This is a genomic window from Psychrilyobacter piezotolerans, assembly GCF_003391055.1.
Classification (GTDB): domain Bacteria; phylum Fusobacteriota; class Fusobacteriia; order Fusobacteriales; family Fusobacteriaceae; genus Psychrilyobacter; species Psychrilyobacter piezotolerans.
The window spans coordinates 17,080-39,680 of the sequence record NZ_QUAJ01000009.1; the positions used below are offsets into that span (position 1 = coordinate 17,080).

The window sequence follows — 22,601 nt, forward strand, 5'->3', positions numbered from 1 at the left end:
CATGGCTAACATACATAAAACCGCAATCATTGGGGAGGGAGCTGTACTTGGCAAAAACGTAGAAATAGGTCCCTACAGTATCATTGGAAGCGAAGTAGTAATAGGGGATAACACCATAATTGAATCCCATGTTGTGATAGACGGAATTACTATAATAGGTAAGAATAATAAGATATACTCATACGCTTCAATAGGAAAGGAGTCACAGGACCTTAAATATAAGGGAGAGCCTACTAAGACCATAATAGGCGACAACAACAAGATAAGGGAATTTGTAACGATCCACAGGGGAACAGATGATAAGTGGGAAACGGTAATAGGTAACAATAACCTGCTTATGGTATATGTGCATGTAGCCCATGATGTCATCGTAGGAGATAACTGTATTTTGGCTAACAATGTAACCTTGGCAGGGCATGTAACCGTGGGAGATTTCGCAATTATAGGCGGGCTTACCCCTGTACATCAATTTTGTAATATAGGAGCCCACAGTATGACCGGTGGAGGGTCTCTTATAGTCCAGGATGTACCTCCATATATTTTAGCAGAGGGATCCCGTGCAGTAGCCCGTGGATTAAACAGTGTAGGTCTTTCAAGAAGAGGTTTTTCAAAGGAAGATTTATCCATATTAAAAAAAGTATATAGATTAATATTTAGATCTAAGATGCTGTTGAAGGATGCACTAGCTGAGATAGAGGAAACATATGGTGAAAATGAGTATGTAAAAAACTTTGTAGAATTTATTAAAAACAGCAGCAGGGGGATTATCAAATAATGGAGAAGATAGCTGTTATTGTAGGGAATGGAGATCTTCCGGTAAAATTTTTAGAATCTGCTAAAGAATATGGGATAGATCCATATCCAATAGGGCTGTTTGATACAGTATCAGAGAAGGTAAAGGCTCATCCTAATTATATAGAGATGAATATAGGGGAGATGAAAAAAATACTTCTATATTTATTGACTAATAATATCCAAAAGATGGTTATGCTGGGAAAGGTTGAAAAAAAAATATTGTTTAATGACCTTTGTTTAGACGAAGTAGGAGAGGAACTTCTAAAGAAGATGCCCGATAAAAAAGATGAAACTTTATTATTTGGTGTGATCTCTCTATTCAGGTTAAATGGCATAAAAGTACTGCCTCAAAACCACCTTATGAAAGATATGATGTTCTCTGAAAAAGTATATACAAAAACTATCCCCAGTGGGGATGAAAATAAAACTATAAAAATAGGTATAGAGGGGGCCCGGGCTCTGACTATTATAGATGCAGGGCAGTGTGTGGTCTGTAAAGATGGCTCTATCATTACCCTGGAGGGTATAGAAGGAACCGACAAAACTATTGAAAGGGCCTATGAGTATGCAGGGGATAACTGTATCCTGGTGAAGATGGCCAGACCCCAGCAGGATATGAGGGTAGATATACCGGCAATTGGTTTGGATACAATAAAAAAAATAATATCTATCGGTGGAAAGGGTATAGTTGCGCAAGCTGAGAGGATGTTGTTTTTAGACAAAGAAGAGTGTATAAAATTAGCAGATGACAATAACATTTTCATTGTAGGAGTGAGGGTATAGAGGAGGGACAGTATGAAGTATTTTGTTTCCACAGGTGAGATCTCAGGGGATCTCCACCTATCATATCTTGTAAATGCAATGAATAAAATTGACAACAATGCCAGTTTTTTTGGAGTAGCAGGTAAACATTCCAAGAAAGCTGGTGTTACTGTTATACAGGATATAGATGAATTAGCTGTAATGGGTTTTTGGGAAGCTTTAAAAAAGTATAAATTTTTAAAGAATAAAATCTACGAATATATAGAGTTTATTAAAAAAGAGGAGATCAAAAAAGTAATCCTAGTAGATTATGGAGGATTTAATCTGAAATTTATGGAACTTCTCCAAAAACATGTAGAGGACATAGAGATATACTATTATATACCTCCTAAAGTTTGGGTTTGGGGAGAAAAACGTGTAGAAAAATTAAGACATGTAGATCATATAGTGGTTATATTTCCATGGGAAGTGGATTTTTATAAAAAACATGGGATAGATGTAGTCTATTATGGGAATCCATTTTTGGATATCTATAAACGGATAGATCAGAGGGGAGAGAAGATTCTTTTACTCCCCGGGAGCAGAAAAAAAGAGGTGCAGAACCTCCTCCCTGTAATGCTGGAAGTTGTGGAAAAATCTGCCAATGAAAATTTTATATTAAAACTGGCTAAAATGGAACATCTGAAGTGGGTGGATCTGGATATAAGCAGATATAAAAACTTAGAGATCGTAGATAATTCGTCTCTTGGAGATGTTGTAAAGCGGTCTAAATATGCCATAGCGGCTTCAGGAACAGTAATATTGGAATTGGCACTTTTGGGATTGCCAGGGGTTGTGATCTATAAGATCGACAGATTGAGCGGACTTATAGGGAAATATATATTAAAATTAAAATATGTATCTCTGCCTAACTTAGCCCTGGACAGGGAAGTTTATAGAGAACTTCTCCAAGGGGACTGCAATAGAGATAAGATCTTAGAAGCTATACAAAATATAGAAGATAACAGGGAATATTTTGAGGAGCAGATAGGTGAAATAATAGAAAAACTAGGCGGAAATAATATAATAGAAAAGTATGCTAAATTCTTTTTGGAAGGAAAATAATATGAAAAAAATGAAATTAAAAGTTCAAAAAACATCTCTAAAAAAGATGTTTGACTATGGAATGCACTATAAATATAGATTTATGGTGATAGTGATATTATCTTTAATAGTAGGGTTGGGAAAGGCAGCACCGGCATACTTATCTAAATACCTCATGGATAATGTACTCATAGCCAAAGATACGAAGATGCTGTTACTGGTGTCCGGTGGTTTAGTTATTTCAGCGGTTATAAAGGGTTTTTCCATGTATTATAAGGAAACTTTTTCTTCCTATACAACGAGGTTGGTTGTCAGGGATATCCAGCAGGATATCTACAGGCATCTTCATAAATTAAGTCATTCTTATTTTGATAAAACTCCTCAGGGGGAGATAATGGCAAGGATAAGCGGAGATGCAGATAACCTGGGTAAGATCGGGTTTATGGTGTTTCAGATCCTGCCGGAATTCCTGACTGTAACGGTACTTCTTATAGGATTATTCAGGATCGATGTAATCCTTGCTCTAATGACCTTGGTGTTACTGCCTGCAATGATGATGATTTTAAAGAAAATTTTGAAAAAAATAAAGAAAACTGCCAGAAAAAGGCAGGATCAGCGGGGGGAATTAAATTCCCTTATCCAGGAATCTCTATCTGGAATCAGAGTGGTAAAAGCATTTGCTACTGAGCAGGATGAGATAAAAAAATATGAAGAAAAAAATATGGAAGTATTGAATACCGAATATAGAAATAAGAAGGTAGAGGCCAGAATTTCACCTATAAATGAAGTTGTAACCACTACTATAGTAGTGGGAGTACTGCTCTATGGGGGAAATAAGGTTATCATTGATGCTAACTTTACAGCTGGAGATCTTACTTCATTTTTAACTTCACTGGGGCTTATGTTTGAGCCGCTTAAAAAGGTGATTAAAAGGGGTAGTGAACTGATGTCTATCATTCCTTCCGCTGACAGGGTAATGGAGCTCCTGGAGGAAGTACCGGAAGTAGTGGAGAAAAAAGATGCCGCAGACTACGGGGATCTTTCACCTAAGGTGAAATTTAAGGATTTAAAATTCAGATATGGTAAAGACTTGGATTATGCCATAGATAATATTAATTTTGAAGCAAATGCCGGAGAGGTCGTAGCATTGGTAGGTAGAAGCGGAAGCGGAAAAACTACCCTGGTAAACTTAATTCCCAGGTTTTATGAGGTTGAAGAAGGTTCTATAACTATAGATGGTATGGATATAAGAGACCTGAAAATAAAGGAATTAAGAGATCATATAGGAATAGTTCCCCAGGAGACATTCTTATTTAGCGGCAGTATCTATTCCAATATCCTCTACGGTGCAGGAAGAGATGTAACTAAAGAGGACGTCATAAATGCTGCTAAGATGGCCAATGCCCACAACTTTATAATAGAGTTTGAAAATGGATATGACCAAGAGGTAGGAGAACGGGGAACATTGTTGTCTGGCGGGCAGAAACAAAGGATAGCCATAGCAAGGGCACTCCTGAAAAATCCGGAAATCATGATCTTAGATGAGGCCACATCTGCACTGGACACAGAGTCTGAAAGACTGGTTCAAGACGCACTGGAAAAATTAATGGTAGGAAGAACAACCTTTGTAATAGCCCATAGATTATCTACAATAGTCAATGCAGATAAGATCGTAGTTATGGACAAGGGAAAAATAGCAGAGGCTGGAAGTCATGAGGAATTGTTATCCCATGGAGGAATCTATAAAAAGCTGTATGAAACACAATTTGGAGAAGAGTAACCCTCTAGCCCTCTCCCCGAATAGGGGGAAAGGGTTTTGAGTTTGAATTTAATTAAAAAGTTAATAAAAAGATTACGAAGTAATCTTTCTATTATATAAAAGGAGAAATAAATAATGAGTATTTTAAGAGGCGATAAGAGAAAAAACAATGACTTAAGAGATGTTAAATTAATAACGGGATTCACAATTCATGCTGAAGGGTCGGTATTGATAGAGATGGGACATACTAAGGTAATTTGTACTGCATCTGTAAGTGAAAGTGTTCCAAGATTTTTAAAAAAGACAGGAAAAGGATGGCTTACAGCAGAATATTCAATGTTACCGAGAGCTACTGAAGACAGAAACAGAAGAGAAGCTTCAATGGGTAAATTAGGTGGAAGAACTATGGAGATCCAAAGATTGATCGGGAGATCTCTTAGAGCATGTTTAGACATGGGTAAACTAGGGGAAAGAAGTATAACCATCGACTGTGACGTAATCCAAGCTGACGGTGGGACAAGAACCGCTTCTATAACTGGTGGATATGTAGCTCTTGCTATAGCAATAAATAAATTAGTTGCAGATGGTAAGTTAGAAGAATCTCCATTAATCTCAAATGTAGCTGCTATCAGTGTAGGAGTAGTAGGAGGAGTTCCAATGTTAGACCTTAAATATACTGAGGATGCAAGTGCAGATGTAGATATGAACGTAATAATGAACTCTAAGATGGAATTTGTAGAAGTACAGGGAACAGGAGAGGAAACTACATTTACAAGAAAGGAATTAAATGACCTATTGGACCTGGCTGAAAAAGGGATCAAGGAATTATTTGAAATACAAAACGAAGCAATAGAGAGAGCATAAAAAAAGAAAAAAATATCTCCTGCATTGATTTGTAGGAGATATATTTTTTTTACGAACCTTTAATGTGGTATAATTAAAATATAGTTGCAATAATAAATATTGAATTAAATTTTAATAAAAAATCATTATTAATGTTTTTCTAATTTTTGCAGTGGCTGTCAAATTGTGAATATCCACAGATAGAGAGGTGATAATTATGTTTAATACTACAAAAATACTAATGTTATTTTGGCTGGGAGTGCTTTTTATTTGGTGCCTTATAAATGCCAATAAAGAAGACTAAAAAATTAAATGAACTAGAAATAGTGCATATATAGCTCTATTTCATTATACAAGGAGAAAAAGATGAAAAAATTATTTTTAGCTACAGGAAATAAGAAAAAAATAAAGGAGATATCTGAAATCTTAGATGGATATGAGATCCTTTCCATAAATGACGGATATACAATTCCAGATGTGGTAGAGGATAAAGATACCTTTGAAGGAAACAGCCAGAAGAAAGCCTTAGAGATAGCCAAAGCTGTAGGTATGCCAGTCATTGCAGATGACAGCGGATTGTGCGTAAATGCTCTAGGAGGAGCTCCTGGGATATATTCAGCCAGGTATTCTGGAGAAAATGCTACAGATAAGACAAATAATATTAAATTGATCCGGGAACTAAAAGGAAAAGAGGATAAAAGTGCTAAATTCGTATGTGTTATAACTCTAGCAAAACCAAATGGTGAATACCATAGTTTCAGGGGAGAGGTAGAAGGGGTAATAGTAGAAAAGCCGGGGGGAACAGATGGATTTGGATATGACCCTCATTTCTATATTGAAAAATATGGTAAAACTTTTGCTGAGATTCCAGAGATAAAGAAAGAGATCAGTCATAGAGCTAAGGCACTGAAAAAATTACAGGCAGAGATTGATAGATATTTATAAAAAAAAAGGGCGACCCAAGTAGATTTTCTACTTGGGTCACCCTCTTTTTATTTGTATATGATTATACTAACTCCTATTAACTAAAGTACTCTTTAATTTAAAAATATCGATAAAAATTGATGAATCGACTAAAATTAAAGAAGGCTGGTGATTTAAAAGTTTAAAGTGTTAGGAGTTTTATTTTATAAATCCCATTAATCTTTTAATATTGGTTGTATTTTCTTTTGAAGTAAGAAGTTCTAATAGAGTAAAAGCAACATCAAATGCAGTGGATGGATTATATGAAGTAATTATATTGTTATCAATAACTATAGATTGGTCTGCTATTACATTTGCACTAAAATCAGATAATTGCTTCTGACGCTTTTTATTATTGAGATTATAAGTAGTTGCATTTCTTCCATTAAGAACACCACTTTTTCCAATAGGAAGTGCAGCAACACAAATGGAAGCTATAATTTTACCCTGTTTATCAAATTTTTTGATAACATCTAAAAAGTCTTCACTAAAAGCATCTTTGTAGAACCCTGCCTCTTCAAAGCCGCCAGGAATTGCCAATGCATCAAATTCGTCAACATTTATATCTCTGATATGCATTTCTGGGGTAACTGTAAAATTCCACGTACATTTTAATGTGTCTTTCGTACCTGCTGTAATTAACTCTGTATTACCATCGCCTTCAAATTGATTCCAACCCATTACATCTGTAAAAACAGCTGCTTCAACTGCTTCAAATCCATCAGCAAGTAACAAACAAATTTTCTTCATAATAACTTCTCCTTTTGTTAAAAAATATTTACAAATAAAATAATTTATATTATTATGATAACATAAGTTATTAGTTCGGTAAAATCAAAATAATAGAAATTAATGTTCGTAAAATACGAACCTATTAAATGAAAGGAGGTTAAATAAATGGAAATACGTAAATTTCAAACATTTAAAAAAGTAGTTGAACTTAAAAGTTTTTCTAAAGCAGCGGAGAGTTTATATTATGGAAAATCCACTGTTAGTGAGCACATACAATCCCTTGAAAGAGAGGTAGGAGCACCTCTTTTTGATCGTCTTGGAAAAACAATAAATGTAACAGATACAGGAAATGAATTATACAAGTATGTAGTTGAGTTACTGAATACTTATGATATAATTAAGAATATTTCAGTAGATACAATAGATACAAAAGGAGAGTTAAATATCGGTGTTTCGGAGTCGCTGGTCATATATCGTTTAAATTCAGGATTGTCTCAATTTAATCGTGCCTATCCAAATGTTAATTTAAAAATTATAAGTGATAATTGTTATAAGCTTAGAGAAAGATTATATGCTGGTGAGCTTGACCTTATCATTACATTAGAACCTAAAACGAATTTTGAAGATTTAATAACTCATAAAATTAGTGAAGAAAATCTTGTATTTATAAGTGGTAAAGAGTTTGATATTAAAAATATTAATAGAGAAAATAAAGGTGAGATAGAGAAAAAGTGTTTTATTTTTACAGAAAAAGAATGCTCTTTAAGACGATTTTTTCAAAACTATCTCTACAATATAGATGTTTCGCCGTTAAGAACATTAGAGTTTTCAAGTATTGAAGCCGTAAAGCAATGTGTGGTAAGTAATCTTGGAGTAAGCTTACTACCTCAATTTTGTGTAGAAGATTTAATAGAAGCTAAAAAGATTAGAGTTATTAAGGGAAATAGGGATAAAATTAAATTTTCAACTCAGATATCGTATCATAAAAATAAATGGTTATCACCATTGCTGAATGAATTTATGAAGCATATTATTAAAATAAACTAAAGGATATTTATATTTGTTTGGCGAAAAAGGCTTTTCATAAAGTTATTAAGGGGTTTCAAATTCAATGTAAATTTAATATTATTCTTCCTAGTGATAAAAGTGATATACAGAAAGAGAGCTAAAGTTTTATACTATAACCTGGAAAGTGGACACTAAAAAAAGCAGGAGATTCTGTTTAGAATCTCCTGCTTTAAATCTTTAATTTATTCATCTATTTTTTAGATGAATTTTTCTTCCCATGAGACGTCCCTCATAGTTTTAGCAATTTTCATAAGATCCATGTCGGGATGGATAGTCCCTTCATAGGAGATGGTAATAATAGACATGGTCATAGAAAACTTTACAATTTCCTCCATATCCATATCGTTCATATATCCGAATCCCAGTCCGGCCACAAAGGAATCCCCTGCACCTGTTACGTTTTTAACGGTTACATTACAGGCTTTGACCTTTCCGCTGGATATTCCATCGGTATAGTACACCCCTTCAGAATCTAAACTTATAAATACTTTTTTTACACCTAAGTTTAAAAAATATTCTCCGGCTTTCTTTAGATCTTCATCTGTGTCTATAGAAAACCCAGTCAAGATTTCAGCTTCATTTTTATTTGGTTTTATTGTATGAAAATAGCCGATTAGATGCTTTATCTTCTCAGCCTTCTCAGAAGATACCGGATCTAAGATGAATTTAGTTTTACCAGTAAACTTTTTTAAGATATACTCTAAATTTTCGGGATCATCAGCATCTAAGAATGTGTATTCTGCATCTTCAATTAAGTGAGATTTAGAATCGATAAAATCTGTATTCATAGCACTGATACTTTCCATATCTGCCACTGCTGAAACCATTTCTCCAAATTGATCCAATATAGCCAAATAACTTGGTGTTCTTCCACCCTCTAAAATAAGAGAATCTTCCATATCATACCCTATCAGCTCTGAATGGTCCAACATAGCACGACCCTTTTCATCGTCTCCTAAGATAGAAATAAACTTGGTATTTAGACCAATTCTAGCCATATTTTCTGCAATGTTTCTAGAGACACCACCAAAGGCCATCCTTACTTTTCCAGGATTAGAGTCTTTCACCCTGTATTTTACCCCAACATTACAAATTCCAAATATGTCTACAACTGATGCTCCAAATACCAAAATATATGGTTTATTTTTCTTATACATAAACTACTCCCTACTCCTTTATTTTAAAAAATACTATCTATTTTATCACGTTTTCAAAATAATTTAAAGGCGTATAGTATATTGAACACCTATTTTTATTACAAATTTTTAATTTTATATTCTTTATGATTAAAAATTATCTTAAAAAACAGGTTTTATTTCTTCTTCCTCGTCATATCTTAGATCTACCAGACTAACTTTATTTTCTTTCACGCCATCCTCTTCACCCCAAGAAAATGAAGTTTCTTTTGGTATAGAAAGATAGATGTTTTCTGCCGGATTCAATAATTTTGCATCCTTTAGATAGACTGCTCCACTTATAAAATCCAGTACCCTTTGGTACATTTTTTTATCTGATGAAGTTAAATTGATATGTAAAATTTTATCTTCTACAATATAATTTACGATTCTTTTAGAATCTTCAAAACTTTTAGGCTTTATAAAAATAACATCGCTCATATTGTCACTCCTCTTTAATTTAATATTGGAATAATTTCCTCCAACACCTCGGCTTTTTCCTTCTCTTCTATATACATCTCATCGGTGACTATAGATTCTTTATTACTAACTTTTTCCCGGAGATATTTGATCTCATCTTCACTTTTTTTTACATAAGCCGGGTTATCCCGGCTCCCCCTGGGGATGACATGGGATAATTTTTTACTCACCAGGGCCATCTCTGGGGCTAACTCGTGATCTAAGCCTGCAATAGTAGCATATTTTATTCCCTGATGGACAGCTATGTCTATGGCGGCACGGGTCATCCCTGCATTTAATTGATCGGAGTCGCCGCTGACTGCTCCGCTTATGGTATTTATTGCCGAACTGACACCAAAATATTTTATAGCTACCCTGATTGGTTTTACCCAGATCAATTTTTCAAAATTATACACCATAAAAGTTCCCTTGACAGAACGGGTATGGTAGTAGGGATAGGTCATAAAATCCAACTCATCCAAGTCTGTATAGAGGAGACCATCCACCCCTAAGATCTCAGACAGCTCGATGGGTTTTACAAATTTTAACTGTCCTCCATCTGTTATTCCTGCTTCATTTAGGAGTTCATCGGTTTTATTGATATTTTGGATATCATATCCAGCATTATCCTGTTCAAAATTATTATAAACTACCTTCCGAAAGATAAATCCTCCAGCTACATCATTTGTATTATTATTGACGGGTAAAATTGCCAGTTTAGCCGGGGATATTGACGGGGTAGCTTTTAATACAAAATCCTGCTTTGGTGTACAACCTATAAATATTAAGAGAATAAATAATAAAAATAACTTATACCTCTTCATATTACTTCATCAACTTTACTACGCCGGGAATGGTGAAAGCTTCCCCTTTATACTCTAAGATAGCGGCATCTTCACCCAAATAATCCACTACCCTTGCTTCTCCTACTTTATTCTCTTCAAATCCTAAGAATTTACCGTTAAATTCGATCTTTTCTCCCTGCTTATATACACCTAATTTTGTACCTATCTCCACATTACTTTTTCTACCTGCATTGATATAAAGTTTATTCCCGGAGACTTTGGCTACATTTGCCATCCAAGGGGTCTTATCCACAGTCTCTATGATATTATCCATAACGTCTATAGCTGCGGCTCTAAAGGCTTCCTGCTCCAGACCTTCATCATATCCACCTGTGGTACCTACACCTAGAGTAGTGCTGTATTCAACGTCTGATACACCCTCACCTTGGTCGGATAATACTACTTCCCCGGTTCTTACATTTATCATCTTCATGTCAAATGAGATCTCGGCTCTCTGGGTTTTGCTGGTAGAGATGACACCTTTATTTCCAGTGGTGTTTACAGAATATTTAGTGATTGCACCTGTGATAACATAGTCTGCATCCTGGAATTTTCTCTCAGATGCCAGCTGCCCCTGTCCCAGAGTATTAGAAAAATTTATCTCCTGCATTACCTTGGCCAGATCTTCCCGCTCTAAAACAATAAATCTGTTACTTTTTACCAGTTCTGTAATAATAACATCGGTTAAATTATTTCCCAGTCTTCTGCTGCCAAATCTGGTTTGATTTTTAAATTCAGCTATGACAACTTTTCTTTTAGGAGATACTACCCCCTGTACAGAATCATAATCCCTCATACTTTGAATTTTATCATCTTTTCTTACATTGGATTCCCCTTTGTTTGAACAAGCACCCAGGGTTAATGCTAACAGAGCAACTACTAATAATTTTTTCTTCATTATTCGCCTCCTAAACTCATATTTTTAATTATTATATCCAATATTTCATCGGAAGTTTTATCAGTTTTAAATCCAGCCGCCTTAACATGACCGCCGCCGCCCAAAAGACCAGCCAGGGCATTTACATCTACATCATATTTAGACCTGAAACTTCCCTTGATATGCCCCTTATCCTCCCTGAGAAAGAGGGATACACTTGCATTTTCATAGGAAAGGAGGAGTTCTCCCAGGCCACCGGTATCATCTTTACCAGCTCCTAATTCAGATAGTTCCGCCTCACTGATATAATAGTACACCAACTTATGGCTGTCTACAAATTTAAAATCGGATAAAACCCGGCCTGTTAATTTTAGTTTTTCCATGGATTTGGTGTTAAAAAAGTTTTTGATAACTTCATCTGGTTCTACCCCATATTCCAGAAGCTCGGAAGCTGTCTTAAAAACTTTTTTAGTGGTATTTGAATGTTTAAAATTACCGGTATCATTGACTATACCTGTGTAGAGAGACTCTGCTATTCCGTGGTCCAGTTCGATCCCTGCTTCTTTAAAAAAATCAAATAAAATCTCTGAAGTGGATGAAATGTCTCCTACATAGTTGTAATCTCCAAACCTGTCGTTACTGATATGGTGATCGATATTTATAACTTTAGTATTTTCGCCCTTTAATTCTCCTACCCTTCCAATTCTGTCAAAGTTACCGCTGTCAAGACAGATCATAAGGTCAAACTCATATTTCGAATCGTAGTTTCCGAATTCTTCAATGAGGATAGAGTGGGTTAAAAACTTTAAATTTTTAGGGGTTTTATCCTCCAAGATAAATCTTAAAGTTTTATCCAGGTAGATCTCACCCCTCCCTTCAGTTTGCTTTTTTAAAGTTTCATTTAATTTATTCAGAGCTAAAAGCAGAGCTAACCCGCTCCCTATGGCATCTCCATCGGGGCTGGTATGTCCTGTAATTAATATTCTATTACTTTTTTTTATAACCTCCAATATCTCACTAAACTTATTGTTCATCCTTATTCACCTCGATTATGTCTATTCCTTTTAGTAGGAGTTCGTCTGCTGTTATTCCATTTCTGGGAATCATATTTTTCGTGAAAGTCCCGTCATATATAGTATCTATTCCACAAGACGGGCTTTTTCCTTTTAATAGAGCAAGTTTTATATTGTTTTTTAAGGCTTTTTCCAGAGCTTTACCGGCTCCTGCCTGAAATTCATGGGTAACATCTATACCTTCAATAGTTACCACCTTATCACCCTTTCTTTCAGCTGATGGACGGGGGATACCGAGTCCCCCCTCTACTTCGGGGCAGGTTTCTATGAATTCAAACCTGTCTTTTAGGAGTTCAGCCGCAATATAATTGTAACTGGCCGTACCTTTATACGAAGTTTTTTTCCCAACAAGACAACTGCTGATTAGGAGAGATATTTTTTTCTCTGCTCTGACACTTCTATCATTATAATCTATGATAGATCGGATATAGCTTTTATCCCTAATAACATCTAAAAGGGGAATCAATACAAAATTTCGCTCCTTATACCTGGGATGGGGCAGAATAAGATCATCATTGTTTAACTTTAGATTCCCATAGGATATAATATCTATATCCAGGGTTCTAGGTCCCCATCTCAATTTTCGCTCCCTCTTTAACTTCAACTCTATCCTTTGAAGTTCTCTGAGGAGTTCAAAGGGTAACAATTGGGTTTTAATCTCAATTGCACAATTTAAAAATTCATCCTGCTCCAGATATCCCACTGGATCTGTTGAATAAAATCTTGAGACAGCGGTAACCTTAGTTTTTTTTAGTTGAGATATGGCAAAGATACCTCCTAAGAGGTAGTAGTATTTATTCCCTATATTAGATCCCATACTGAGATAAACTCTAGTCCATCTCATAGTTTTTTGCCTCTCTGGTTATTCCCACTCCTACATAGTCAAAACTGCCATTTATAGGAGCACCGGGTTTCCTGATCTCTACTTCTACCTTTTCTATACCATATTTTACCAGTAAAGTATGAGCGATCATCTCAGCTAAAGCTTCTATCAATTTAAATTTTTTATTCTTTATGATATCTTCTACATCATAATATACATCTACATAGCTTATACTTTTACTCAGATCATCTGTAAGACCTGCTTTCTTTAATGATTTATATAAGGTTACATCAGCATAAAAGTTTTGACCCAATATATTTTCCTCGGTTAAAGCACCGTGATACCCATATGCCTTTATATTTTTTACTATTATCTTGTCCATTGTTCTCCTCCAAGAGTTTTTTTTACGTCACATTGTCTAATCCAGTGGTTTAAACCCTTCACCTAACACCTCGTAAACCTCTGATATGATCATGAATGCACTTGGATCCACTTGTTTTATAAAAGCCTGAAGATCTCTGATCTCCTTGTTTTTTAAGACAGTCATAATCATTGATTTACTCTCATCTGTATAGAGTCCCTTTGCCGATAGAGCTGTTCCCCCTTTTTTTATATCATTTATTATTATTTCCCTTATAACTTCGTAGTGATCACTTATGACATAGACCATCTTAGTGTATCCTACCCCTTCAAAGATCTTATTGATAACTACGTTAGTTGTAAACATTGCAATGATTGCATATAATCCTTTTTCTATTCCAAAGATAGCTATTCCGCTGACTATAATAATTGTATCATTGATCATCATACAGTAACCTACCGGTATCTTGGTAATTTTATTGACCATTTGAGCTATAATATCGGTTCCGCCGGTACTGCCACCAAATTTTAAAACTAACCCCAGACCTACTCCCAGTAAAATACCTCCAAAGAGTGGTGCCAATAAAAAATTACTCCCCTTTGTAAAATCTATTACATTATCGAGTCCCACAATCTTTCTGAATAGATCTATATAAAATGACAGCATTATGATGCCGAACAATGTTTTAGCACCATATTCCTTACCAAAAGTTTTAACCCCTATTAAAAATAACGGGATATTGATAAACAGCATACTGGTCCCAACAGACAGGTTAAATGTATAATATAATATGGTTGCTATCCCCGTTACCCCACCACTGACTATCTTTGCAGGAACTATAAACAGCCCTATTCCAATTGCGGCTATAATAAGTCCTAAATTAATTACAAAATAATCGATAGCCAATGTCTTTACCCTTCTTTTCATTTCCTTTTTGCCCCCTAATATGTTTTATATAAACTCTTTGTGTCTCACTCTGCCCTTATATGCCTTTTCAGGATCATAGCCATACTTGATAGCTATTAAATTCATGATAGTGGTTTCTACCATGGTCGCTGCATTTCTTCCGGAACTTATATATAGTTCTGCGTGATCTACAGGATGACCCAAGACCTCTACCTGGATCCCTTTGGAGCTGGTCTTAGTCAAATATTCATCGCTTTTTAATTCCTTCAGCTCTATTATTGCGTCTAATCTTTTTTCCTTTCTTACAGACCCCAGTCCATAGAGTGCCTTGATGTCTATGATTCCCAGCCCTCGAAGTTCCATAAAGTAAGGGATCCTGCCGGCTTTTCCTATCACCATTCCACTGGGGTGTTCATGAAAAGTTACCTTATCATCTGTAATTAATCTATGTCCTCTGTGAATTAATTCCAGGGCGGTCTCACTCTTACCTATCCCGCTCCTTCCTGTGAGCAGTACCCCAAATCCAAACATCTCAACAAATACTCCATGCATGGTGATTTTAGGAGCAAACTTTTTTTCTAAAAATTGATTTAAATCTGCTGTTAACTGGGTAGAAGTTTGGTCGGAGAGCAGCATGATTTTCTTTTTTTCCCTGGACAGGTCAATAAAACACTGTTCAATCTCATCTGCATCTGCTATGATCATAGCAGGGAAGTCAAAGTCAAAAAAATTGTTTAAATTTCTATATTTAACATCCTGATCCAGACTCTTTAAAAAATTTAATTCCCCCTGGGAAAATAGTTGTAAACTTTTAGATCCATCTTTATAAAACACTTCATAAAATCCAGAAAGTGCCAAAGCAGGGTTATGAAGTGCTGTTTTGGTTATATAAGTTGACTCTAAAAATTCCTCTCCCGTAATAACTTTTAGATTAAATTCATCGACTATTTTTTTTACTGTCAAAATCTTTTTTTTCATCTCATCACCTTTCTTATTTTTTTTATTAAAAGCGATCAATTTTGCAGTTTCTTCTAAAAAATATTCAGAAGAATTCACTCCAATTTGTTTCAACCTTTCATTTATAGCTGCCGTTTCGATTATTACAGCTAAATTTCTTCCTTTTCGTACCGGAAGGCTCAGCTTAGGTATCTTAACTCCCAGGATCTCCTCAAATTTTTTATCGATACCCAGCCTGTCATAAAATTTCATTTTGTCCCATTTTTCCAGATTAATATATAGGTTTATTTCCTTAGTTCTCCTGGTTGCAATGATCCCATAGTTATTGGTGATGTCTATATTCCCGCTGCTAGTCCCCAGATAAAAATGTGTTTTTACATTACTCTTATCATAGCCGTTTTCTCCCAGCAGGATATCACTTCCAACTTTTTTTATAATTAAATTTTCATCGGTGATATACTTGTGTCCCCTTTCAATCAATTCCAGGGTAGCCCCAATCCTTGCATCTTCATAACCACCTATCAAAACTCCTATTCCCAGAATTTCAATTAAAACGTGTTCCTCCAACCTTATTTCAGGTGCTAATTTTCTCTGGAGGAAATATTTTAATTTCCTTATGACAACTGCAGTTTTATTTTGAGTAGTCAGGAGCGGTTTATTATGTTTTATAGCATATTCTATAAAATCAGGGTGGATCTCCTTCTCACAGGCTACGATAATACAAGGAAAATTATAGGAAAAGTATTTTTTTAACCTGTCTTTTCTGTCTTCAGGGGAGAGGGAGTCGATATACCTCATCTCCTCCGTTCCCAAGACATGCAGCTGCTTGTTGAGCTGATCTCCCTTTATTAAAAAGCCGGTTAATTCTGCTCCTACTCTATGTACTGTAGGGAGTAAGATCTTTCTTTCTAAATTATCCAGTCCCCCGTAGATTACAGTGAAATCAAAAGCTTTTACCAGTTTTGATAATCTTACAAATTTTTTAATCATAAGCCCCCCTATTGTCTACCGGTGTCATTGGTGACTAGTTTTTATCTTTCTTTTTTTTATAGAAATCATCTGGTCTGATGCTTAATTCTATCTCATTCTCATCTATTCCCTTTTCCACTATCTGGTCTGGATTTTGTTTTTTATCTCCTGAAATATTTGGAGCTATAAAATAACCTCCCAAGACAATAATGAAGATTAAGATAATCCTCCAAAATAAAACTTGTTTTTTAGTCATAATTCTACCCCTTTTGAATAGATCTTTTGAATTTTGACAACAGATAAAATGATCCGCAGACAACTATAACTTTCTTTGTTTTTTTAGCCAGGTCAAAAGCTTTTACCAGGTCATCTTCCACCCTTTGTTCCTTAAAGTCAGGCACCAGATCCAGTAATTCCCTTCCCGAAGTTCCCCTGTGAAAATCTTCCAATGATGTAAATATTACCTCATCACTAAACTCTGAAATCTCCTCTAATATTCCATGTCTATCTTTATCTCCTAAGATAGAGACCATGGCAACTACATCCTCCTTCTTATATTTAGACAGAATATTTTCCTTTAATCTGGATGCGGCATCTACATTATGGGCTCCATCCAGTATTATAAGGGGATCTTCTTTAGAAAAAATCTCAAATCTTCCAGGCCAGTAAACTTTTGAGACTGCATTCTGTATATTTTGATCCGATATACCTATTTTTTTCAAGGTTTCATAGGCCCCTAAAAAATTATTTATTTGATACTCCCCATAAAGAGCCAGATTAAATTCCAGATTATCTATATAAATTTTAGTTCCGAAATCTTCTGTCAGTTGAAATTTTACATCCCTGTATTTTTTTATCACATCTACATAGTCCTTAGTTTTTTCCTCAACAGCAGCTATTAATTCTGGTTTAGAGTCAGCAATTACCACCGGGCTGTTTTTGATAATGCCGCATTTTTCACGGGCTATATCGGTCAGATTATCTCCTAAAATATTTATATGGTCCAGGGATATATTGGTAATTATTGAAATTTCAGGATGACAGACATTGGTTGCATCAAAACGCCCCCCTAAACCTGTCTCTAAAACTACATATTCACAACCGCAATCTTTGAAATAATCAAACATCATTGCGGTAGTTATCTCGAAGAAGGTGGGGTGAAAATTATTGACTTCAATTAAGGTCCTTATTTTTTTGTAGTAAGAGTATATCTTTTCATCGGATATCTGCTCCCTATTAACCACAATTCTTTCATTGAATTTTTCAATATGGGGCGAGGTATATTTTCCTACCTTATATCCTGCTTCTAATAAACCTGCTTCTAAAATACTTGCTGTGGACCCCTTACCGTTGGTTCCTGCAATGTGCAGGATCTTATAGCTGTCCTGGGGATTCCCCATGAATTTTAAGATGTTTTTTATATTATCTAATCCCAGCTTTATCCCCATATTGGTAAGGGAATAAAGTTCTTCCAAGGTTTTATCTATATTCATAATTTTACTTCCTTTGAATTTTTCTTTTTAACCACGAATAACACAGATTTTTCAAGAAAAAATAACCGTAAAGATCATTACTAAAAATTTTGTAATTCTCTTTGATCTCTGCTCTTTGAGATTAAATTTTTTACGTATTAATTATTGAACTTTCGCAGTGGCACACGCATTTAAAATCATAGAGGTTGCCCGCCTCTGGCGGGCAAACAGCTATAATTTTTCTTTGAAATTATCAAAATACTTTATTTTAAATAGAATTCCAAAGAAAATAAGAATTACACTCTTTTCATCATTTCTACAATTAAGTTTTTAGAGTTCTTAGATGCTAATTTTACGAATTCCTGGAAATCTGTTTTAGCATCATCATTTGCTTTATCCGAGATAGATCTTATGATTACAAATGGAGTTTTGAATAAATGGCAGACATGAGCTACTGCTGCTCCTTCCATCTCTGTACATTCACTGTTGAAAGTTTCTCTCAACCAATTTATCTTTTTAGGTTCAGCTACAAAGACATCCCCGCTTACGATTCTGCCTGTATAGATATTTTTTTTGTCAAATAATTCCAGAGCACTTTTCTCGGCTATTTTAATTAATTTTTCATCTGCTTTAAAGATAGAAGTTTCCATTCTAGGGATCTCTCCATGTTTCATTCCAAAAGCTGTACAGTCAAAGTCATGCTCCATAAGTTCATTTGAGATAACGATGTCCCCTACTTCTATATTAGGGTTGGTCCCGCCTGCTACCCCTGTAAATATCAGTTGATTTACTTTAAATCTGTCGATTAATAAAGTGGTACATACAGATGCATTTACCTTACCTATTCCTCCCTCTACCAATACGATCTCTTTCCCTTCCAAAGTTCCCTTGTAGAAGATAATATCCAGTATTTTCTCCTCCTCTAAGTTTGAAATCATATTTTTTAATTCTATTATTTCCTCGTGCATAGCACCTATTATTCCTATCATTTTTTTATACCCTCCTAATTTATTTATTATCCCGGCTTGTGCAAAAATTATTTTTAAATATAATACTAAAAAGTCAAACTAAAAACACGTTATGTTATATTTTTTTATAATAAAATATAACGATCATTAAAGTAATCTTAAATTGCATAAGTCGAGTTATCTTATAAAATTATATCAAATTTAAATTGAAATTACATGATTTTTTTTAATTTTAATAGGATTTTTAAAAAAATATATGTATAATAAGTTGAATATAATATAAATAGGAGGACATTATCATGAATATAAAAAAATCAATTTTAATTTTAACTATTTTGACTGCGGCAGCATTTGGCGGATGTAGTGCCAAGGAGACAAAACCAGAGTTAGGGACCAATGTAAATTATGAAAAGATGAAGGAATATCCTAAATGGGTAATCCAGCCTACTTATGATAATGGAATTGCCGGTGTGGGATCAGCTGTGATGACAGATCTTGGGTTTGATTTTGCCAGGAAGGAAGCTATGGCTAATGCCAGGATGGATCTGGGAGGGCAGATTAGAACCAAAGTTGATGGATTGTTCAAATCATATACCAGTAAAATCGGGGTAGGTGAATCTACCAGTGTGGATTCCCTTTCAGAAAATGTAATAAAAGAATTGGTCAGTGTAGACCTCAAGGGAGCCTCTCTGAAAGAGACTTGGATATCTCCTGAGGATGAATTATTTGTTTTGATGACTGTAGACAGTGAAATGCTGATTGAGAGTGCAGCAAAGGCTATAAATAACCCGAATAATTATACCGACGAAAATTTAAAATTAAAAATAAAAGCTGAATCCTCACAGGCTGAATTAGAGAGAGAGTTAAATGCTTATTTTGGCAGCTCCAACAATGAAGATTTTCCTGGAACTACTGTGGAAGAAAAAAGCAGCGATGAATAATTAAAAGTTAGTAACTAAACCTGAACCACGAATTACGCTAATTAGCGGTTTCAAAAATTGGTCTTAGTGGCAAAAAAGGTTTTAAATTTCGCCAATAGACGATTAGGAGGAAAGAGCATGAAAAAATTAATAATATTACTTTTGGGAGTTATTATGACCGTCTCAAGTTTTTCTAAGACTTTGGAGGGAGTAGGGATGGGTAACAGCGAGGTGACGGCAAAAAAAGAAGCCTTAGCAGACCTGTCTAACCAGATACAGGTGACCATCAGGAGTAACTTTACCAGCAACGAAAGCCTGACTAACGGGCAGTCAAATAGAGAGGTTTCATCTGGAATATCTACCATTTCAGAAACGAATATCCTAGGTGTAGACTTCAAAGTCAAGAAAAAATGGTTTAGATCAAAGTATACAGCTACTGCTACCTTAGATGAATCCAAGATATCTCTATATGAGAAAAAAGCCAATGAACTCAGGGGTCTGATAAACAGCAACTATAACCAGTTTTCCCAGACAGAAGATTTGAACCTTAAAAAGAACTACTTAACCAGTGCTTTAAAAAGTTATGAGGAGTTTGATTCATATAGAAATGTGGCTGTTATCCTGGGAAGTACCAAAATTTACAACCTGCCCTATACAAAGACTCAGATAAAAAATGATCTCCAAGCGGTGGAGAAAAAAATTAGCAGCGACAGCCTTTATAGCGGCGTAAATATCCTGTATATTAAGAGCAGCGGAAAATTTAACGGAGGTTCCAAGGAGTATTTTGATAATTATTTCAATACTATGTTAGCTTCCATATCCCGTGAAAATGACGATAAGGTAGCTGTCAGCAGTGAGAATGATTCCACAGTTAATACCCTGGTGAAAGTTGTATTAAACAGCAATCATACATCTACTACGCCTGCAGTTCTCTACAATAAGAAAATGATTACCCCGGAATCTTTTGTAACGACACTGAATATCACAGTGGAACTGTATAATAAGAAAAAAGTAGAAAATTTACTCACCATCAGTGCTACCGGAGTGGGAACCGATGAAAATTCACAGGAAGCTGCCTATGAAAAAGCAGTGAAAAACGGATTTGAGCAGATGAAGGATAAATTAGAGAAATCACTTATAAAGTAATCTTATAAACTAAAAAATGAGTGGGAAACCACTCATTTTTTATATTTATCTTATTTTTAAGTTTTTCAAAGATAGATTTTCTTTTGTATATAAAACTCCGTTATACTCACCTTCATAATGAACTCTTTCTGAATAAGGTCCAGCCACATTCATCATCCTCCCGAATTAATTTTTATAAATTTCATATGTGTAATGAGATTGTAGTGGAACTTTTTTATATTTTAATGATTTTGTAACAATTTTTTCAAATTCATCAAGATCCATCGGATCTACAGCAAAAACCCCTTTGGGAATGGAAACCCATCTTTTTAATATTTTATCACGAAACCTTATTCTGACAAACACACCTGCAATATGACGACGAGGTGTTATAAACATTACATTTTTTTTTATATTTAATCTTCTGTATCTGAATAGATAAAATGTTCTATATATGACATCATTCTCTAAAAAAATAAGTCTATTGAAGAGATAATAAAAATATGAATGTGCTGCGTAATGCGAGGCATAAATCAAAAAAAATCCAGGAAAGGTTATACCTGTTTCAATCATTGAATAGAGTATCATAAGTATAAATATGAAAGAAAAAAATAAAAACAGTGGTATCCCCCAGATAATAACTTTCTTTTTTCTATATTTATATTGATAGGGATTATCATCTTCATCTATCAGATCCTCTAGATATTTGGATGTAGTTGTTCTGTAGGTATTTTCCTTACATATCGTTACGAGCTTCCCCAGCTTATTAAATACTTCCTCTATACTATCCTCTGAAAACATGAAATATATTTCCCTTGTCTTTCTGTTTCTCATGATAGATATGATGATATTATTTTTTTCGATCCTCTTTTTTCTGATATCACCCAGTTTTATCATTGTTTTTTTCTTTAAAAATCTGCCCGATTCTTTGACGATATTTCTGTCTGTTAGAATTGTATTTTCATTTTCATGTATTATCGCTTCATTATCTTTAAGCCTGTATCTCATAACTATCACTCCCTTCCTTTCAGTTTACTTTCAATTTTAAATGCGATTGTCTTTGCTTCATCTGCAGTGAGGCTGGATAAAAGAGAGTATGCTTTATATTCAGATTTTTTGTTCTGTAACATTATTATTACTTGAGGAGTATAATTTAAACCTTGATACGAAGCATTTTTTATTTCTGAGTAATAAAATTTATATGAAAAAAATCTAAAAGCATTCCTGATTATTACACCTTTATCAGTTATTACCATTTTACTGATCCAGCCTTCTATAATTTGATTTAAAGGCCATAAAAAATAAAAAGCTAAAACAAGCAGAATTCCCCACTCTCCATCTAAAATAAATTTTCTAAGTGTAAAAATAACATAGATTCCAATTAAAATCATAAATCCGGCTATTAATTTATAAACTGTCCCTTTTTTATAGGATATATATTCCACTACCTCATCTTTATCCAGCAATTTTCTTATTACACGGTCTTTTTTGAGTATTTCTTCAATACTCTTTTTCCCGTTGGTTCCCGTATTTGAAGTTTCCATATTATTTCTTCTCCTATCAATTTTTTTACCACGGATTTGCCCACTTTTAAATCGAAGTTTATAGTCGTTCAGCTTCGGCAGTACTGTTCCTACAACAACGATTGTGACTTACTCTGCTAAGA

24 protein-coding genes are annotated in these 22,601 nt (G+C 34.6%); 9 read left to right on the forward strand and 15 right to left on the reverse strand.

Features of this window, described 5'->3' with window-relative positions:
- Nucleotide 1: 1 nt before the first annotated feature.
- The 6 genes from lpxA to DYH56_RS06480 all read left to right on the forward strand — a co-directional run bounded on the left by lpxA (nucleotide 2) and on the right by DYH56_RS06480 (nucleotide 6,187).
- Nucleotides 2–775, forward strand: coding sequence for an acyl-ACP--UDP-N-acetylglucosamine O-acyltransferase (gene lpxA / locus DYH56_RS06455; protein ID WP_114642050.1), 774 nt, complete (start codon nucleotides 2–4; stop codon nucleotides 773–775).
- Nucleotides 775–1,578 carry an LpxI family protein gene (locus tag DYH56_RS06460; RefSeq protein WP_114642051.1) on the forward strand — a complete coding sequence of 268 codons (804 nt, stop codon included), beginning with the start codon at nucleotides 775–777 and terminating at the stop codon, nucleotides 1,576–1,578. The genes lpxA and DYH56_RS06460 overlap by 1 nt, the downstream gene beginning before the upstream one ends.
- Before the next feature lie 12 nt (nucleotides 1,579–1,590).
- The gene (lpxB, locus tag DYH56_RS06465; RefSeq protein WP_114642052.1) at nucleotides 1,591–2,661 is read left to right on the forward strand and encodes a lipid-A-disaccharide synthase; all 1,071 of its coding nucleotides are present in this window, start codon (nucleotides 1,591–1,593) and stop codon (nucleotides 2,659–2,661) included.
- Nucleotide 2,662: 1 nt separating this feature from the next.
- On the forward strand, nucleotides 2,663–4,420 hold the full coding sequence (locus DYH56_RS06470) for an ABC transporter ATP-binding protein (RefSeq protein ID WP_158539085.1): 1,758 nt from the start codon (nucleotides 2,663–2,665) through the stop codon (nucleotides 4,418–4,420).
- 120 nt (nucleotides 4,421–4,540) lie between these two features.
- Complete coding sequence (gene rph / locus DYH56_RS06475; protein WP_310739948.1) at nucleotides 4,541–5,263, forward strand: ribonuclease PH; 723 nt, start codon at nucleotides 4,541–4,543, stop codon at nucleotides 5,261–5,263.
- Nucleotides 5,264–5,608: 345 nt separating this feature from the next.
- On the forward strand, nucleotides 5,609–6,187 hold the full coding sequence (locus DYH56_RS06480; RefSeq protein ID WP_114642054.1) for an XTP/dITP diphosphatase: 579 nt from the start codon (nucleotides 5,609–5,611) through the stop codon (nucleotides 6,185–6,187).
- A 177-nt stretch (nucleotides 6,188–6,364) separates the two neighbouring features.
- On the opposite strand, the gene DYH56_RS06485 is transcribed toward DYH56_RS06480, so the two are convergent.
- Complete coding sequence (locus tag DYH56_RS06485) at nucleotides 6,365–6,955, reverse strand: DJ-1/PfpI family protein (RefSeq protein ID WP_114642055.1); 591 nt, start codon at nucleotides 6,953–6,955, stop codon at nucleotides 6,365–6,367.
- Nucleotides 6,956–7,102: 147 nt separating this feature from the next.
- Here DYH56_RS06485 and DYH56_RS06490 point away from each other — a divergent pair, with 147 nt between their 5' ends.
- On the forward strand, nucleotides 7,103–7,984 hold the full coding sequence (locus tag DYH56_RS06490) for a LysR family transcriptional regulator (protein WP_114642056.1): 882 nt from the start codon (nucleotides 7,103–7,105) through the stop codon (nucleotides 7,982–7,984).
- Nucleotides 7,985–8,202: 218 nt separating this feature from the next.
- On the opposite strand, the gene DYH56_RS06495 is transcribed toward DYH56_RS06490, so the two are convergent.
- From DYH56_RS06495 to DYH56_RS06550, 12 genes are all read right to left on the reverse strand, one after another.
- A complete protein-coding gene (locus DYH56_RS06495; protein WP_114642057.1) occupies nucleotides 8,203–9,162 on the reverse strand; it encodes a carbohydrate kinase family protein in 960 nt (319 codons plus the stop codon).
- A 141-nt stretch (nucleotides 9,163–9,303) separates the two neighbouring features.
- The gene (locus DYH56_RS06500) at nucleotides 9,304–9,621 is read right to left on the reverse strand and encodes a cell division protein SepF (protein WP_114642058.1); all 318 of its coding nucleotides are present in this window, start codon (nucleotides 9,619–9,621) and stop codon (nucleotides 9,304–9,306) included.
- A gap of 14 nt (nucleotides 9,622–9,635) precedes the next feature.
- A complete protein-coding gene (locus tag DYH56_RS06505) occupies nucleotides 9,636–10,463 on the reverse strand; it encodes a GNA1162 family protein (protein ID WP_114642059.1) in 828 nt (275 codons plus the stop codon).
- A gap of 1 nt (nucleotide 10,464) precedes the next feature.
- Nucleotides 10,465–11,382 (reverse strand): CsgG/HfaB family protein, encoded by a 918-nt coding sequence (locus DYH56_RS06510; protein WP_114642060.1) that lies wholly within the window; start codon nucleotides 11,380–11,382, stop codon nucleotides 10,465–10,467.
- Nucleotides 11,382–12,395: a DHH family phosphoesterase gene (locus DYH56_RS06515; RefSeq protein ID WP_114642061.1), complete on the reverse strand. Its 1,014-nt coding sequence runs from the start codon at nucleotides 12,393–12,395 to the stop codon at nucleotides 11,382–11,384. The genes DYH56_RS06510 and DYH56_RS06515 overlap by 1 nt, the downstream gene beginning before the upstream one ends.
- A complete protein-coding gene (gene folK / locus DYH56_RS06520) occupies nucleotides 12,385–13,278 on the reverse strand; it encodes a 2-amino-4-hydroxy-6-hydroxymethyldihydropteridine diphosphokinase (protein WP_114642062.1) in 894 nt (297 codons plus the stop codon). The genes DYH56_RS06515 and folK overlap by 11 nt, the downstream gene beginning before the upstream one ends.
- Nucleotides 13,265–13,639: a dihydroneopterin aldolase gene (gene folB, locus DYH56_RS06525; protein WP_114642063.1), complete on the reverse strand. Its 375-nt coding sequence runs from the start codon at nucleotides 13,637–13,639 to the stop codon at nucleotides 13,265–13,267. The genes folK and folB overlap by 14 nt, the downstream gene beginning before the upstream one ends.
- A gap of 36 nt (nucleotides 13,640–13,675) precedes the next feature.
- Nucleotides 13,676–14,545: a YitT family protein gene (locus DYH56_RS06530; protein WP_114642064.1), complete on the reverse strand. Its 870-nt coding sequence runs from the start codon at nucleotides 14,543–14,545 to the stop codon at nucleotides 13,676–13,678.
- Nucleotides 14,546–14,569: 24 nt separating this feature from the next.
- Complete coding sequence (gene hprK / locus DYH56_RS06535) at nucleotides 14,570–16,471, reverse strand: HPr(Ser) kinase/phosphatase (RefSeq protein ID WP_114642065.1); 1,902 nt, start codon at nucleotides 16,469–16,471, stop codon at nucleotides 14,570–14,572.
- Between the two features lie 34 nt (nucleotides 16,472–16,505).
- Nucleotides 16,506–16,706: a hypothetical protein gene (locus DYH56_RS06540; protein ID WP_114642066.1), complete on the reverse strand. Its 201-nt coding sequence runs from the start codon at nucleotides 16,704–16,706 to the stop codon at nucleotides 16,506–16,508.
- A 4-nt stretch (nucleotides 16,707–16,710) separates the two neighbouring features.
- A complete protein-coding gene (locus tag DYH56_RS06545) occupies nucleotides 16,711–17,943 on the reverse strand; it encodes a bifunctional folylpolyglutamate synthase/dihydrofolate synthase (RefSeq protein WP_114642067.1) in 1,233 nt (410 codons plus the stop codon).
- Between the two features lie 275 nt (nucleotides 17,944–18,218).
- Nucleotides 18,219–18,911 (reverse strand): 5'-methylthioadenosine/adenosylhomocysteine nucleosidase, encoded by a 693-nt coding sequence (locus DYH56_RS06550; RefSeq protein ID WP_114642068.1) that lies wholly within the window; start codon nucleotides 18,909–18,911, stop codon nucleotides 18,219–18,221.
- A 278-nt stretch (nucleotides 18,912–19,189) separates the two neighbouring features.
- Here DYH56_RS06550 and DYH56_RS06555 point away from each other — a divergent pair, with 278 nt between their 5' ends.
- Together DYH56_RS06555 and DYH56_RS06560 are read left to right on the forward strand one after the other, a co-directional pair.
- Complete coding sequence (locus DYH56_RS06555) at nucleotides 19,190–19,831, forward strand: LPP20 family lipoprotein (RefSeq protein ID WP_114642069.1); 642 nt, start codon at nucleotides 19,190–19,192, stop codon at nucleotides 19,829–19,831.
- A 117-nt stretch (nucleotides 19,832–19,948) separates the two neighbouring features.
- Complete coding sequence (locus tag DYH56_RS06560) at nucleotides 19,949–20,956, forward strand: LPP20 family lipoprotein (RefSeq protein ID WP_114642070.1); 1,008 nt, start codon at nucleotides 19,949–19,951, stop codon at nucleotides 20,954–20,956.
- 165 nt (nucleotides 20,957–21,121) lie between these two features.
- Here the strand turns inward: DYH56_RS06560 and DYH56_RS06565 are convergent, their stop codons facing one another.
- Nucleotides 21,122–21,943 carry a hypothetical protein gene (locus tag DYH56_RS06565; protein ID WP_114642071.1) on the reverse strand — a complete coding sequence of 274 codons (822 nt, stop codon included), beginning with the start codon at nucleotides 21,941–21,943 and terminating at the stop codon, nucleotides 21,122–21,124.
- Between the two features lie 5 nt (nucleotides 21,944–21,948).
- Entirely contained in the window at nucleotides 21,949–22,479 is a 531-nt protein-coding gene (locus DYH56_RS06570) for a hypothetical protein (RefSeq protein WP_114642072.1), read from the reverse strand.
- Nucleotides 22,480–22,601: the final 122 nt, after the last annotated feature.

Coding starts and splice junctions, on each gene's coding strand:
- DYH56_RS06500 (WP_114642058.1), bottom strand. CDS start 9,621: ATGAGCGATGTTATTTTTATAAAGCCTAAAAGTTTTGAAGATTCTAAA.
- DYH56_RS06510 (WP_114642060.1), bottom strand. CDS start 11,382: ATGAAGAAAAAATTATTAGTAGTTGCTCTGTTAGCATTAACCCTGGGT.
- DYH56_RS06495 (WP_114642057.1), bottom strand. CDS start 9,162: ATGTATAAGAAAAATAAACCATATATTTTGGTATTTGGAGCATCAGTT.
- DYH56_RS06560 (WP_114642070.1), top strand. CDS start 19,949: ATGAAAAAATTAATAATATTACTTTTGGGAGTTATTATGACCGTCTCA.
- DYH56_RS06480 (WP_114642054.1), top strand. CDS start 5,609: ATGAAAAAATTATTTTTAGCTACAGGAAATAAGAAAAAAATAAAGGAG.
- DYH56_RS06555 (WP_114642069.1), top strand. CDS start 19,190: ATGAATATAAAAAAATCAATTTTAATTTTAACTATTTTGACTGCGGCA.
- DYH56_RS06530 (WP_114642064.1), bottom strand. CDS start 14,545: ATGAAAAGAAGGGTAAAGACATTGGCTATCGATTATTTTGTAATTAAT.
- DYH56_RS06545 (WP_114642067.1), bottom strand. CDS start 17,943: ATGAATATAGATAAAACCTTGGAAGAACTTTATTCCCTTACCAATATG.
- DYH56_RS06460 (WP_114642051.1), top strand. CDS start 775: ATGGAGAAGATAGCTGTTATTGTAGGGAATGGAGATCTTCCGGTAAAA.
- DYH56_RS06490 (WP_114642056.1), top strand. CDS start 7,103: ATGGAAATACGTAAATTTCAAACATTTAAAAAAGTAGTTGAACTTAAA.
- folB (WP_114642063.1), bottom strand. CDS start 13,639: ATGGACAAGATAATAGTAAAAAATATAAAGGCATATGGGTATCACGGT.
- DYH56_RS06470 (WP_158539085.1), top strand. CDS start 2,663: ATGAAAAAAATGAAATTAAAAGTTCAAAAAACATCTCTAAAAAAGATG.
- hprK (WP_114642065.1), bottom strand. CDS start 16,471: ATGATTAAAAAATTTGTAAGATTATCAAAACTGGTAAAAGCTTTTGAT.
- DYH56_RS06550 (WP_114642068.1), bottom strand. CDS start 18,911: ATGATAGGAATAATAGGTGCTATGCACGAGGAAATAATAGAATTAAAA.
- lpxB (WP_114642052.1), top strand. CDS start 1,591: ATGAAGTATTTTGTTTCCACAGGTGAGATCTCAGGGGATCTCCACCTA.
- DYH56_RS06570 (WP_114642072.1), bottom strand. CDS start 22,479: ATGGAAACTTCAAATACGGGAACCAACGGGAAAAAGAGTATTGAAGAA.
- DYH56_RS06515 (WP_114642061.1), bottom strand. CDS start 12,395: ATGAACAATAAGTTTAGTGAGATATTGGAGGTTATAAAAAAAAGTAAT.
- lpxA (WP_114642050.1), top strand. CDS start 2: ATGGCTAACATACATAAAACCGCAATCATTGGGGAGGGAGCTGTACTT.
- folK (WP_114642062.1), bottom strand. CDS start 13,278: ATGAGATGGACTAGAGTTTATCTCAGTATGGGATCTAATATAGGGAAT.
- DYH56_RS06565 (WP_114642071.1), bottom strand. CDS start 21,943: ATGAGATACAGGCTTAAAGATAATGAAGCGATAATACATGAAAATGAA.
- DYH56_RS06540 (WP_114642066.1), bottom strand. CDS start 16,706: ATGACTAAAAAACAAGTTTTATTTTGGAGGATTATCTTAATCTTCATT.
- DYH56_RS06505 (WP_114642059.1), bottom strand. CDS start 10,463: ATGAAGAGGTATAAGTTATTTTTATTATTTATTCTCTTAATATTTATA.
- DYH56_RS06485 (WP_114642055.1), bottom strand. CDS start 6,955: ATGAAGAAAATTTGTTTGTTACTTGCTGATGGATTTGAAGCAGTTGAA.